Source organism: Noviherbaspirillum album (genome assembly GCF_035916955.1).
GTDB classification, from domain to species: domain Bacteria; phylum Pseudomonadota; class Gammaproteobacteria; order Burkholderiales; family Burkholderiaceae_D; genus Noviherbaspirillum; species Noviherbaspirillum album.
This window is the reverse complement of sequence record NZ_JAWIIV010000034.1, coordinates 1-13,194: the sequence shown is the minus strand read 5'-3', so window position 1 is coordinate 13,194 and position 13,194 is coordinate 1. Positions and strand designations below refer to the sequence as shown.

Annotated in this window: 14 protein-coding genes and 1 pseudogene; 9 read left to right on the top strand and 6 right to left on the bottom strand. The window is 59.6% G+C overall.

What is annotated here, in order from left to right; translation table 11 throughout:
• Positions 1-113 precede the first annotated feature (113 nt).
• Positions 114-1,022, bottom strand: a complete 909-nt coding sequence (locus RY831_RS26265) for a LysR family transcriptional regulator (RefSeq protein ID WP_326509340.1) — start codon at positions 1,020-1,022, stop codon at positions 114-116.
• A gap of 201 nt (positions 1,023-1,223) precedes the next feature.
• On the opposite strand from RY831_RS26265, the gene RY831_RS26260 reads away from it, so the two are divergent.
• The 6 genes from RY831_RS26260 to RY831_RS26235 all read left to right on the top strand — a co-directional run bounded on the left by RY831_RS26260 (position 1,224) and on the right by RY831_RS26235 (position 6,094).
• Complete coding sequence (locus RY831_RS26260) at positions 1,224-2,201, top strand: quinone oxidoreductase family protein (protein WP_326509339.1); 978 nt, start codon at positions 1,224-1,226, stop codon at positions 2,199-2,201.
• A 94-nt stretch (positions 2,202-2,295) separates the two neighbouring features.
• Positions 2,296-2,718 carry a DoxX family protein gene (locus RY831_RS26255; protein WP_326509338.1) on the top strand — a complete coding sequence of 141 codons (423 nt, stop codon included), beginning with the start codon at positions 2,296-2,298 and terminating at the stop codon, positions 2,716-2,718.
• 69 nt (positions 2,719-2,787) lie between these two features.
• Positions 2,788-3,213 carry a nuclear transport factor 2 family protein gene (locus RY831_RS26250; protein WP_326509337.1) on the top strand — a complete coding sequence of 142 codons (426 nt, stop codon included), beginning with the start codon at positions 2,788-2,790 and terminating at the stop codon, positions 3,211-3,213.
• Positions 3,214-3,236: 23 nt separating this feature from the next.
• A complete protein-coding gene (locus RY831_RS26245; protein ID WP_326509336.1) occupies positions 3,237-4,055 on the top strand; it encodes an alpha/beta hydrolase fold domain-containing protein in 819 nt (272 codons plus the stop codon).
• 172 nt (positions 4,056-4,227) lie between these two features.
• Entirely contained in the window at positions 4,228-4,986 is a 759-nt protein-coding gene (locus tag RY831_RS26240) for an SDR family oxidoreductase (protein ID WP_326509335.1), read from the top strand.
• 193 nt (positions 4,987-5,179) lie between these two features.
• The gene (locus RY831_RS26235) at positions 5,180-6,094 is read left to right on the top strand and encodes a helix-turn-helix domain-containing protein (protein ID WP_326509334.1); all 915 of its coding nucleotides are present in this window, start codon (positions 5,180-5,182) and stop codon (positions 6,092-6,094) included.
• A gap of 4 nt (positions 6,095-6,098) precedes the next feature.
• Here RY831_RS26235 and RY831_RS26230 read toward each other — a convergent pair whose 3' ends face one another.
• Positions 6,099-7,097, bottom strand: a complete 999-nt coding sequence (locus RY831_RS26230; protein WP_326509333.1) for a GlxA family transcriptional regulator — start codon at positions 7,095-7,097, stop codon at positions 6,099-6,101.
• A 299-nt stretch (positions 7,098-7,396) separates the two neighbouring features.
• Here RY831_RS26230 and RY831_RS26225 point away from each other — a divergent pair, with 299 nt between their 5' ends.
• Positions 7,397-7,957, top strand: coding sequence for a M24 family metallopeptidase (locus RY831_RS26225; RefSeq protein ID WP_326509332.1), 561 nt, complete (start codon positions 7,397-7,399; stop codon positions 7,955-7,957).
• Between the two features lie 461 nt (positions 7,958-8,418).
• Positions 8,419-9,471 (top strand): acyltransferase family protein, encoded by a 1,053-nt coding sequence (locus RY831_RS26220; protein WP_326509331.1) that lies wholly within the window; start codon positions 8,419-8,421, stop codon positions 9,469-9,471.
• A gap of 52 nt (positions 9,472-9,523) precedes the next feature.
• Here the strand turns inward: RY831_RS26220 and RY831_RS26215 are convergent, their stop codons facing one another.
• Both RY831_RS26215 and RY831_RS26210 read right to left on the bottom strand, forming a co-directional pair.
• Positions 9,524-10,735: a multidrug effflux MFS transporter gene (locus RY831_RS26215; protein ID WP_326509330.1), complete on the bottom strand. Its 1,212-nt coding sequence runs from the start codon at positions 10,733-10,735 to the stop codon at positions 9,524-9,526.
• Positions 10,732-11,412, bottom strand: coding sequence for a CerR family C-terminal domain-containing protein (locus RY831_RS26210; RefSeq protein WP_326509329.1), 681 nt, complete (start codon positions 11,410-11,412; stop codon positions 10,732-10,734). The genes RY831_RS26215 and RY831_RS26210 overlap by 4 nt, the downstream gene beginning before the upstream one ends.
• Positions 11,413-11,592: 180 nt before the next feature.
• On the opposite strand from RY831_RS26210, the gene RY831_RS26205 reads away from it, so the two are divergent.
• Positions 11,593-11,979, top strand: coding sequence for a hypothetical protein (locus RY831_RS26205; protein WP_326509328.1), 387 nt, complete (start codon positions 11,593-11,595; stop codon positions 11,977-11,979).
• Positions 11,980-12,221: 242 nt separating this feature from the next.
• On the opposite strand, the gene RY831_RS26200 is transcribed toward RY831_RS26205, so the two are convergent.
• Both RY831_RS26200 and sdhB read right to left on the bottom strand, forming a co-directional pair.
• Positions 12,222-12,722, bottom strand: a complete 501-nt coding sequence (locus tag RY831_RS26200; protein ID WP_326509327.1) for a phasin family protein — start codon at positions 12,720-12,722, stop codon at positions 12,222-12,224.
• A 380-nt stretch (positions 12,723-13,102) separates the two neighbouring features.
• A pseudogene (gene sdhB / locus RY831_RS26195) lies at positions 13,103-13,194 on the bottom strand (succinate dehydrogenase iron-sulfur subunit); the annotation flags it as partial.

Below are 13,194 nucleotides of genomic sequence, written 5' to 3'. Positions count from 1 at the left end.
GCGTAACGGAAACCGCATTGCTTAGTATCACGGGTGCCGAACCTTGAAAGAACTGTTGTCTCCACCAGCACGTTTCATCCAGAATTAAACCGCGCAGCTCAGTTTAGTTCAGCTCAGCTTGACTGCTGCTTATTCCTGAACAGTTCAATCATCCAGTCGACAAAGACGCGTACCCGGGTGCTCAAGTGACGATTCGGAGAGTAGACGATGGAGATCGGTATGACATCGGCGCTCCAGTCCTCCAGTACCGGTATCAACCGTCCCGCATCGATGTGGGACTGCGCAATAAACGCCGGCGTATGCACAATGCCCAGCCCTGCCAGCGCGGCGGCGAGCAAGGCATTGCCGTCATTGACCGAAATGAAGTGCTTTCCCCTGACCGTCAGTCGTTCGCCATCGCGGGTCAGTTCGACGGGTAATTGTCGTCCGGATCCAGAGAAGAAATAACGCACAAGCAGGTGTCCGGACTCCAGATCAGCGGGATGTGCCGGTGTCCCGTGTTTCTTCAGGTAGGCGGGCGTTGCGCACGTCACAAAAGGCAAGTCGCCGACATGGCGCGCAATCAGCGAGGGATCGGCCACTTTCCCGGCCCGTACAACGCAGTCGACACGTTCGCTCACCAGGTCCGCCGGCCGGTCGCTTACACCAATATCAAGCTGCACTTCCGGGTAACGCGCATGGAACGCCGGCAACGCCGGGATGACAAGTTGCGTCGCGGTTGCGGACGCCATATCGACACGCAGGCGTCCTCGCGGACTTGCCTGGGCATGCGCAAGTTCGGATTCGACTTCCTCCCATTCCTCCATGATGCGCGACATGCGCTCATAGTAAGCCGCGCCATCGTTGGTCATTGATACGCGCCGCGTCGTGCGGTTAAGCAGCTTGGTGCGCAGATGCGCTTCCAGAGCCTGTATCTGTTTTGTCAATGTATTGCGCGGCAAATCCAGCGAGGCGGCTGCCTTGACGAAGCTGCCCGATTCGACCACACGGGTAAAGGCACGCACCGAAGCGAAATAATCCATGGCGTTTCTCAGAGTTATCTTGCGAGTAGATTATCACAGAAAAAGGAACATTGATGTCTTCGATGGCATCTTTATCAATCATTTGCGTGCTTATAGACTGCGTACATCCAAGGTTGAAAGCGAACGACACCACTTCGCTGGCCTGGCAACGCAATCCCGCTCAAATCTCGGGATGGCTTGCCCCTATTAAAGGAGAGTCACATGCAACAACAGCGCGTACGCATCTATGAAAACGGAGCCCCCTCGGTGATGAAATACGAGACTTCCGCAGCTATCGCAGGCGGCCCCGGAAATGGACAGGTCAAGCTGGTCCACGAAGCCATTGGAGTGAATTTCGTTGACACCCTGTTCCGCAGCGGCGCCTTCGGCGTATCCCTGCCGTTCGACATGGGCGTCGAAGGTGCGGGCGTGGTCGAATCGGTCGGCGATGGCGTTCAAGGCTGGAAGAGCGGTGATCGCGCCGCATACTTCTTTACTCCGGGCGCTTATTCCAATATGCGGCTGATTGATGCCGGGGTCCTGGTCAAGCTCCCGGACGACATCGCCAGCGACGTGGCGGCCTCGCTGCTCACCAAGGGACTGACCGCGTGGATGCTGATCAAGCGCGTGCATGTAGTGAAGCCGGGCGACATCGTTCTGGTGCATGGCGCAGCGGGCGGTGTCGGGTCGCTGGTAGCGCAATGGGCAAAGTCGCTTGGCGCCACCGTCATTGCCACCGTCGGTTCGCCTTCAAAGGCGCAAGGCGTACGGAATCGGGGCATCGACCATGTCCTCGTTACTGACGATCCGGAATTCCTGGAAACCGTGAATGCGATCACCGGCGGGCGCGGCGTGGATGCCGTCTACGAGTTCGTCGGCAAGGCTACCTTCGCTCTGTCAGCAGCCGTTCTGCGGTCCGGCGGCACGTTGGCACATGTCGGCAACGCATCGGGCGCACCGGCCGCGGACGACAAGGCGGGATTGCCGGGGCGCGGGATTCGTTACGTGCAACCCGCAACGTCGCAGTACGTCGGCGAGCGCAGCAGCCTCGATGAAGCCAGCACGGATGTATTCGCCGCCTATCGTGCCGGCGTCTTCGGCACGATCGAGCCAACACGCTACGCGCTGTCGGATGTGGTGCGCGCCCACGAAGATATCGCATCGCGCAGCCTCGTCGGTCCCGCAATCCTGATTCCCTGATAAACCACTGTTGCATATTGCATCTTGCACCGTGACGAGCAAAGCCGCGGTGCCATTACTTCACATCCTTCAATTCTTAAAATCGGAGTCCATCATGAACAAGCAATTCAATCAAGTTTCTTTAGTCCCTGCCATCGGCCGCGCACTTCTGGCTGCCATCTTTCTCATCAGCGGAGCAGGCAAGCTGGCGGCTCCAGCCGCGACCATGGGCTACATCGCCGCAATGGGTTTGCCATTGCCGGCACTGGGTTTGGCGGGTGCCGTGGGCATTGAATTAATTGGCGGACTGTTGCTGATCGTCGGTTACCAGACACGCCTGACCGCCCTCGCCTTGGCCGCATTCTCCATCGTGACCGGCCTCCTGTTCCACGGCGCGATTGGCGACCAGAATCAGATGATTCATCTGTTGAAAAACTTTGCAATGGCCGGCGGCTTGCTGCAGGTGGCGGCTTTCGGTGCAGGTGCCTTCAGCCTCGACGCCCGCCGTTCGATCCGTAGCGCGGCTTCGCCTGCGTAAGAACCGCTGGCGGATTTCCAATGGCCGTGAATCGATTGCGGCCTTCTTGACCACTTCTGAGGAATTGACATGACAATCGCATCCGAACTGCTGGAGCAGCACCTGAACACCCTGGTAATGGACAATGCAAGGTGGAAAACACTGATAACCGATGATATCGTCTGGGAGCTGCCGTATGCCGGTGCCATCGGTCACCCCGAAAAACTGGAAGGACGCGGCGCAGTCGAGACGCACGTCGGCTGGTTCCTGAAGGCAGTGAGCGACTTCCGCTTTTACGACTTGCGGATCATGCCCGGTGCGGACCCGGAGACCGCGGTCGCCCAGGTGAAAGCCGAAGGCATCATCAATGACACCGGTCATGTCTATCGCCAGGAATACATCGTCTTCCTGAAGGCGTCCAACGGAAGAATCGCCGTCCTGCGCGAGTATTTCGACCCGGTGCGCGCGGCCCATGCGCTCGGAACGCCCATCCTGAATACGCTGCCGCGTGAATAACCGGTGCGGACGCGGAGCACACCATGCATGCAACGGTTAAGCTCGTCGGGACGGAGCGGCCAATGTACCGGGAACTGGAATTGCTCGTCCCGTTTATCGGACGTACGGTCAAGCTGCGGATGTACGGCAACGCCGAACGCGCCCGCCGGCCCGCTCTCATCTATCTGCATGGCGGCTATTTCAACAGCGGTCGCATTGAAGACGCCGATGCGATTGCAAGAGAAATGCGCGGCACGGCTGCCGTTATTTGCGTAGCTTATCCGCTGGCTCCTGCCTCACCGTTCCCCGCCGCACTCGAGACGGGATACACGGTGCTGCAATGGGCCGCATGCAATGCGGTAGCGCTCGGGATCGATCGGGCAAACCTGTTTGTCGGGGGCGACCGAGCCGGCGGAACCATCGCCGCGGCAATCGCGATGATCGCGCGTGACCGGCACTTCAACCGAGGTCGTGGGGTTCGCCTTGCGGGACAGGTGCTGATTACACCGCTGCTCGATCCGGCACAGGCGACCGCGGCATTGCGGGGCACGCGGCAGCATCCCTGCTTGCGCGCCTGGCCCGACTATTTATCGAGACCGGCAGACTTCAACCATCCCTATGCATCGCCGTTGCGGTCGCGGCGACTGGCAGGGTTAGCGCCGGTCCTGCTGATCTCCACAGGCTCGGACCCGATGCGCGACGAAGCCAGTCTATATGCGCAGCGGCTCAATGATGCACACGTTCCGGTGAGCATCCAGATGCACGAGGCGGCCTCCGCAATACCGGTGAATCCATCGGACCCGGCATTCGACAGGACCGTCGCCATGCTGGAAACGTTTATCAAGGACCTGGCGAAAACTTGAAGCATGGAATCGTCGGTACTCACGCCAATAGATTTAGGCAATGCGTCGCGAGGAATAGCCATTTTCCATCGCCGGTCCCGCCAATACACTTTCTCCATCGCGCAAGTCTGAAAAAAGTATCGGCTGCTTCGTGCAGGACAAGCGCATTTTTCCTACCTATTGGAGTCGAGAGATGGACAAGAACCAACACAACGCAAGCGGCATCGAAAACAAGGTCATTCTCATCACAGGTGCGAGCAGCGGGATTGGCGAAGCCACGGCGCGCCATCTGGCGGCCAGGGGCGCGCATGTGGTGCTCGGCGCTCGCCGTACCGACCGCCTTGAGGCATTGGCCGGGGAGATCCGGGCAGCCGGCGGATCGGCGCAATACCGCAGCCTCGACGTGACCAGCCTGGAAGACATGCAGGAGTTCGTCGCCTTTGCCCGGCGCGCGCATGGCCGGGTCGACGTCATTCTCAACAACGCCGGCGTCATGCCGCTGTCGAAGCTGGACGCGTTGAAAATAGACGAATGGAACCGCATGATCGACGTCAATATTCGCGGTGTGCTGCACGGCATTGCGGCCGCGCTGCCTTTGATGCAGGCGCAGCGCAGCGGCCAGATCATCAACATGGCCTCTATCGGAGCCCATGCGGTAAGCCCGACTGCGGCGGTGTATTGCGCCACGAAGTATGCGGTTCGCGCTATTTCGGAAGGGTTGCGCCAGGAGGTCGGAGAAGATATTCGCGTAACCGTGATTTCGCCTGGCGTGACGGAGTCGGAGCTGGCGGACTCCATTTCCGACGAACAGGGACGCGCCGAGATGCGCGAGTTCCGTAAAATCGCCATCGGCTCCAGTGCGATCGCGCGCGCGGTTGCCTATGCGATCGAACAGCCGGCCGATGTGGATGTCAGCGAAATCATCGTACGGCCGACGGCAAGCATTCACTGACTTGCCATCCTGTTGGTTCCGTATCCGCGCGGGCAGTCAGGTCTCGGGTGTTGGGAGTTGTGACTTGGATCCTGGAACTCGGCCATGGTGCCGAAGTCCATTGACTGCCATATTCCTGCACAGTCATCTTTGATACCGGTAAGTTGCCGGTAACTCACCGGGAGATCGAATGGACGAACATTCTGGAGACAGCATGCCATTGACCCAATCGCACCGAAGCTCCGCAGAGGCGTTCGACGAACATGTACCGGGAGTGCTTCTTGCCACGAGCAAGGACTATCCCTTGAAAGATCTGTACATCCAGATGTTCACCCGCAGCCAGGTCCAGGAAAGCATCATGTTGCCCGCCGTGCCTGAACCGCTGGTCGTATGGATCCTGTCTGGCACTGCCGTGGTCGAGGAGCGAGAGCCGGGAGGGGAGTGGAAGGCCAGTCGCGTCACGCAGGGGGACTTCTTTCTAACGAATTCGCCGCGTCCCTGCGAGCTGCGCTGGAAAGCGGAGGGGACGGAGCCTTTCACCGTCATGCACCTGTATCTCGGTTTGGGCCTGGTCAGGCAGGCGGTCATGGAACTTTTCAGCGAGGATTCGACGGATGCCGGGCTGAAGGAAATTTCAGGCGCCAGCGATGCGGTGCTGTCCCAATTGCTCGAACACTTGCGACGGGAACTGACAAGCCAGCACAAGCCAAGTCCGCTGTATGTGCATGGCATCGGGCAATCCCTGGCTGTCCATATCGTGCGCCAGTACTCGGACCCTGCGCTGCGAGGCAGCGTGCATCGCGGCGGACTGCCTGCCTACAAGCTCAAGCGCATCACGGACCTCCTTCGGGAATCGCTCGAAGATGAATTCAGCCTGTCCCGGCTGGCGGAGGAAGCAGGTCTAAGCGAGTATCATTTTTGCCGGGCGTTCAAGCAGTCTACCGGCATGTCGCCTTCCGCCTATTTCATTCGGCTCCGGTTGGAGAGGGCGCGCCGCCTGCTGCGGGAAACCGGCAAAAGCATTATCGAGGTGGGAATGGAGGTTGGCTATACCAGCCCCAGTCATTTCGCGAAGGTATTCCGGCGCGAGGTTGGCGTGTCGCCGTCAATTTATCGCAGCGCCGGATAAGGCCTTAATCATTGCAGACACTGGATGGCATATGGGACCCCGAGTACGCACCGAAGTTGTCGCGGTATTGCTGTGCAGTGACGCCGAGATTCTTGACGAAGGCGGCGCGCATCCTTGACGATGTGCCAAAGCCGCAGCGATGCGCAATCGTCTTCAATGGATGCGCGCTTGTTTCGAGCAATGCCCGGCCGGCGTCCACGCGCGCACGTTCGACGAACTCGCTTGGCGTCATCCGTGCATCCCTTGCAAATACACGTGAAAAATTTCGCACGCTCATGCCGGCCACATTTGCGAGCCGCTCCACGTTCAGTTCCTCGTGCAGGTGTCCTAGCACGTACTGCTGGACGGTTTGTACCAGGGAAGCCTCTTCATCCGTGTAAGGAGCAAGATAAGGGCTGAACTGCGACTGCCCGCCGTTACGCTGACTGAATACAACCAGCCGTTTTGCGACATTGAGCGATACTTCCGGCCCGCAGTCCTCGTACACCAGGTGCAGCGCAAGGTCGATTCCCGCCGTGACTCCGGCCGAGGTGTAGATGCGTCCGGAGCGCGCAAAGATGCGGTCCGCTTCAACCCGCACGTTTGGAAAGCGCGCCGCCAGCTTGGGTACGTCATTCCAGTGCGTGGTCGCATGCAGGCCTTCAAGCAGCCCGGCATAGGCAAGCAGGAAGGCGCCATTGCAGACCGATGCGATTTTCGCGCAGCGGCGGTCCATCGCGCGCAGCCAGTCGCACAAGATTTCATTGCGCGGCTGCTGAGTGACGGTCGGACCGCCTGCGACCATCAGGAGGTCCACGGATTCACTGAAGCTGGCGCAGGTGTCATGCGGCTGGATCAATAGACCGTTGGCGCAGCTGATGAGACCGGCTTCGGTGCCGATCACCCGGATCTGGTATTGATCGGCCGGCTCGAGAAAGCGGTTTGCCTCGGCAAATACGTCCATCGGCCCCGTGACATCGAGAGACTGCACATTCGGGAAGACAAGAATAGCAACGGTTCGCACTGGAGTCTCCTGATTGAATCGTCGTCACTATAACGGTTAGAGCGGCGCATGATCGAACGGCATGCGGTGCTGGCCGTTTTCACGCGCAGATTGGCCGTTTTCCTCGTTCGGTATCCCGGTATGCCATTTCCACTTTTCGCACAATATCCATGCAGTTCATTTATCTATTCTTTGAAAGGGATCGACGTGGCAAATGTGGCGGAACGGGTAGGACCCGCGTTTTCAGTAGAGGGCATGATGCTGGCACGTGCCGAGACAAGGAAAGCGATCGCGGCAATCGCGGCTCGCGTCAACCGGGAATGGTGGAGGAAGATGCCGTCCAGCTGGCGAAAGAGATCATCGCCTCGCAGGGCCACTCGCTGAGCTGGCATCCGACCCGGGTGCGTTTCGGCGTTAACACACTCCAGCCAATGAAGAGGGCATCGAAGCCGGGCGTGGTATTGGGCGAGAACGATATCTTTTTTGTTGATATCGCGCCGCGCGTGCAGGATTGGGAAGGCGATGGCGGTGCCGCTTTTGTGGTCGGCGAGGCGCCGGAGTACGCCCGGTGTGCGGCGGATGCGGAGCGCCTCTTTCACGAGGTCCGCCGTGCCTGGCAGGACGGGAAGCTGACCGGCCGGCAGCTATACGATTTCGCCGTGCGCCGTGCAGCCGAAATGGGATGGGAACTCAATCCCGAGTTGCCGGGCCATCGCGTCTCGGATTTTCCGCATGCGGCCATTCATACGGGTGCGCTGGCCGATTTTGGCGATATCCCATCGCCGATGCGCTGGATCCTCGAGATTCATCTTGTTGATCCGCAACGTCGGTTTGGCGCATTTTTCGAAGACGTGCTGCTCGACGATTCGTATTACGAATAAGGTCTCGTCTTCAGCTTTTTTGCGCCGCCCTAAGCTGATCGAAGCGCTGCCGTACGCAGACACAAACGGATTCAGGCACAGGCAATCATGAAAGTGACGAATGATGCCTTGCAGGTGCAAGACTGCCGGCAGCGCGAACCGCGCGGGTTCGCAGTTCCTGCCTCCACCCCGCCTGCGGGAGTAGGGGAGTAGGGGAGTAGGGGAGTAGGGGTGTAAGACGCGACGCGTCAAACAACTGTTGCTGTCCTGATTGGATGGTGCGGCCGCCGGCATCCATGCGCCGGCGTTCGCAACCTCATTCCAATCGCATCAATGCGCAATGCAAGGATCGCTGGTTAACTTGCGGATGACCCCATCGGCCCTTATTGGACCCTATTGAATCCCATTGAATCCTATCAAATCTTATTGGATTCGATTGCGAGAGCCTCGAACGAAACCTTTCAAAGCGACAAGATCTATACATGGTGAAGACTAGGACCGGAAGCATTCCCTACCTTGACGGCTGGCGCGGCCTGGCCATCCTGTGCGTCCTGGTCGGCCATTTTTTCAAGCTGGATGTGCTTGGCGGACTCGGCGTGCAAATGTTCTTCGTGCTATCGGGGCTGCTGATGGGGCAGCTTCTCTTCATCAAACGCGTCGGCTTGAAAACCTTTTTCTTCCGCAGGTTCAGCCGGGTGCTGCCGACGTTCTGGCTGTTCACGGCGACCATGGCGGTTTACGCGGCCTCATTTCAGCCCGAAGTCTACGAGGTGCCTTTCAGCGAACTGGTCAGCACGCTGGCCTTTCTCAGAACCTATTATCCGGCGACGCCCCACATCTGGGCCAATGACTGGCCCATCGAGCATGTATGGTCCCTGAATGTCGAGGAGCACAGTTATGCCTATCTTGCTCTTGGCGTCGTCCTGCTGAGACTTGTGCGGCGACATCTCGCGGCGGACATCTTCCTCGTTGGAACGACCGGCCTGATCCTTGTTCTTACGGCACACCGGTTTGCCATGATGGGCGACGCGACTCCCTGGGCAATACAAAGCCAGTATGCCGCTCTCGGACTTCTTGCATCCGCTTCTTATGGAGTTTTGCATCACAAGTACGCATCGAGTATGCGAATTGCCGTACCCGGCCTGCTGCCGGTAGTGACTTTCGGGATTGGGCTGGTGTGTTACATCGGATATCGCGACAAAGGCCTCCACCTGATGCTTGCGCCGCTCCTGCTGGCGTTCACCGTCAATCAGCTGGCCGTGCTTCCCGCGGCGATCAGGACGCTTCTATCGGCCGCCTGGCTGCGCTGGCTCGGGGTGTGCTCCTTCTCGCTCTATTTGTGGCAGCAGCCGTTTTATCACGCCGCCAGGCATGAACCTGCACACGGCATGTTCTATCTTGCTGCGGCCATGATCGCCGGAGCGCTGTCCTTTTACCTGTTCGAGAATCCGATCCGGCTGCGATTGAACGCATGGTGGGAAAAACGGAACGCCAGCGCAGTACAGTCCGTCGCGCGGGTGGACCGTCCGGCCTGACAGCGCTTGCCGCTCGCGCGGTTGTGCGCCTGCCCGGGTGACCAGCCGCATTTCACGCAGGACTGGATGCCTGATCGGCGGCCTGAACCTGCTTGCCGTGCTGGTTGCCGAGCGTCCAGCAAGCGACGCTCAGGAGAAAACCGGCGGCGACGCCTGCGGCCATCTTGAATGCGCTGTCGAACAGCAGCGGAGAGACGAAACCCGATACCAGGGCGAAGATCAGCATCTGGACGAAGTTCTGCAGCGACGCGGCAAGTCCTCGCATCTGCGGAAAGAGACCTTGCGTCATCACGCTCATCGCGGGCAACGCCATCGCCATGCCGAATGCGTACAGCATGATCGGCAGCACCGCCCAGGGCACGGCCGCAGCGAACTGGCTGGTGTAGGCCAGGTTGGCGAGAGTCGCCACGGCCATGACGGCGAAGCCGCGCCGGATCATGCTCGGCAGAGCGACCCGGTGCGCCAGCCGGCCGCTAACCGCCGAACCGATCACCATGCCGGCGACCATGGGAATGAAAAGCCATCCGAAAGCGGTTTCGGGCAGATGCAGCACCTGCATGACGAAACTGGCCGCCGACGAGATATACAGCGCAAAGGCGCTGAACGCGAAGCCTGCGCCGAGCGCGCGCAGCAGGAATTGCGGATGTCGCATGGCCGTCCAGTAGTTGCGGGCAATGCTCGAGGCCTGGAATGCCTGCCGCGACGCAAGCGGCAAGGTTTCGCGCAGGCAGGCGTGGCAGGCAAGAAGCAGCACGATGCCGATGGCCGTCATGAAGGCGAAGGTCGAGCGCCAGCCGAACGCGGCATGGAGAAAGCCGCCGATCACAGGGGCGACTGCGGGCGCCACGCCGAACACCATCATGATATTGGCAATGAAGCGCTGCGCATCCGCGCCCTGGAATCGATCGCGCACGATGGCCTGTCCGATGACCATGCCGGAGCCCGCGGAAGCGCCCTGCAGCGCCCTGAATGCAAGCAGCCAGGTAAAGCCGGGAGCCAGCGTCGCGCCGACCGACGCGGCGGTAAAGACCAGCAGCGACACGAGAATGACCGGCCGGCGGCCGAAGGAATCGGACAGGGTTCCGTAAAACAGGTTCATCAGCGCGAAGGCGAACAGGTAGACGCTAAGCGTCTGCTGAACAAGCGCGGGAGCCACCGCGAAATGTTCGGCGATGGCGGGAAACGAGGGCAGGTAGGTGTCGATGGCGAAAGGGCCGATCATGGCCAGTCCGGCCAGGACGATGGTCAGCAGCTTGGTATTCATTGCGATGGATCTTGATTGATTTGGACGGGGCCGGTGTGATCGTGGTGGCCGGCGAAACCATCGAGGGCGGCCATGGAAAACAGGTAGACATGCTCGGCGATCATGTCGATGCCGGCCGCGTCATAGGTGATTTCCGGCGTGGCGATCTCATGAATGCGACGGGCGTTCGCATAAAACACGGCTTGCCCGATGATGCTGAATACGCATCGCTGAATTGCATCGTCGTCCAGCGCGTCACCGGTGATGCGTCGGATCATGTCGGCGAAATAACGATGCTCGGGCTTGATGTCCCTGTCCGCGATGGTGCCGATGGCTGGAGACGGATCCATCAGTTCCCATGCGAGCAGCCGGGTCCGCAGCGACGACTGACCGGGGTTCAACAGATTGAAGACCAGCCCCTTGATCGCCAATCGCAGTCTTTCCCGCGGCTCGACTTCAGCGCCGGACGCCGCCGGGTCAATGGCCGTTGCCCGTTCCTGCTGGCGGGCGAAATCGAGAACAGCCAGGTAAAGGTCTTCCTTGCTGCGAAAGTAATAATGCACCATGGCGACATTGACATTTGCCCGCTCGCATATCTTGCGGATCGAGGTCGCCTTGAAGCCGCTTTCGACGAAGGTTTCGGCGGCTATTTGCAGGAGGCGCTCGCGCGCCAGGAGAACATTGTCGGAAGTTGCCATTTCATGATCAAACGTGTGTTTCAAGCAGATGTTTCAAACGCTTGTTTCAAACAGGTGTTTAATTATATCGGAAACGGTACAGCTAGCTGCATCCGACGCGGCTCTTCGTAAAGTCTGCTGCTGACGCCGGAATGCCGTATAGTCGGCACCGTCTCTCATCAGCAATGAATCTCCCGTCGAATGTCCGTCATCCTTCGATTTCTTTTCCTGTTCTGCTTCAGCCTCAGCCTCAGCCTTCTGCCCGCTGCATCTTCCATTGCCGACAGCGGGCGGGAAGCCGCCCATGCCTTGGAGAGGGCGGTCGCTTCCTGCCATGGCAATCAGCCATGCGAAGCGGCCGTGCGCAAGCGGGAAGCATTGGCAGAGGAAAAGCGGCGGCAGCGCGAAGCGGCTGACAATGCGTTGAAGGCATCCGATCCGGGTGCCTACTATTTGAACCTGGCCGGTAGATACCTGATGGCCGCAGCCTTCATCGGCGGCGCAGCCGGTCTTTATGTGCTGGTCATGCACCGCTTGTTCGGCGGCAAGAAGCGCCGCCGGGAAAGCCGCGCCGATCTTCCCCGTTGAATCGCGCTTCTTCGTCGAAGTGCGGCTTGGGGCAGCCTTGTCGCGCGCAGACCACGATTTTCCCAAGTTAACAGGGGTTTGCTAGCAGGGAAGACACGGGGCGGGGAGCAGGGAGGATTTAAGGAAGTTCATTGCTGGCCAAGCTACGCGCGAGCCGGCGGGCGGCAGCGGCGGCGCGTCATGCATGGCCGCTGCTTGCCGATGATCTCAGGGGAGACCGCGTGCGATCAAGCAATGCTGGATCAGTGCTTGCTGCGGGCACCCGACTTTTCCGGGTCAACCGCTACCGAAGCCACCAGCTTCTCTACCAGCGGCGACGGATGAACTTCGTTGTCATGCGGCTTGGTGATCACGGCCGGCGTCTCGACAAAGGCCTCGCTCACCGGTACCGAGGGTTCCGCCACGGCGCGAGTCGTCTCCACGGCGCCGAGAACCATGCGCGGCGAGCCCCAGGTTTCCAGTGCAATATTGCCGACGTTCTGCCAGTAGCCCGTGATTTTTTCGATGGAGGATTTGGATTGCTCGCCGAGCAGTATCTGGGCATCGGCCAGCGACCTCACCCTCAGCGCCTTCTGCATGTCGACTGCCGACTCCTCGACGAGGCGGCGCAGCGCCTGTCGATTTAATTCCTGCAGCTGCAATGAGGCATGCACCAGCCGGTTGGTGAAGGCCATGTACGGGGCTTGCGAACCGAAATTGTTCGTGTTGGTTGCAGCATTGGTGTTGAATGGAAAGCTAAACATGATCGTAATCCTTAATCAGACGGGATGAATTCACAGTCCCGCTATGCTGTAAGCAGGGAAACGATTACCGACCGGGAGTACACGTCGGCAAGGCAAGTACCGCGCGCCGGAAGCGGCTGGCAAGCGGAGCATGGTAGAGGCCGGGTTGTTAGCAAAGTTCCATCGACTAGCGAATAATTCGCTGCGATGCAGCACGCGACATTACAGAGTGTAATTTGCTGCGGAAGAAGGGAAAAATGTTGCGCTGCGGTTTGAGGCGCGACAAGTTATGCGCGGGGTTGTGGATGCTGGTTTGGAAAGCGGTGCAGGCGGTCAGGCCTGCACCGCCGATTCGGGAATCCGCAACCGGAGAAAGCCGGCTGCAGAAACATTGTTCGCCGTCACACCGCGCGGCGTACCATCAGTTCCTTGATCTTGCCGATAGCGCGTGTCGGATTCAAGCCCTTCGGACACACATCGACGCAGTTCATGA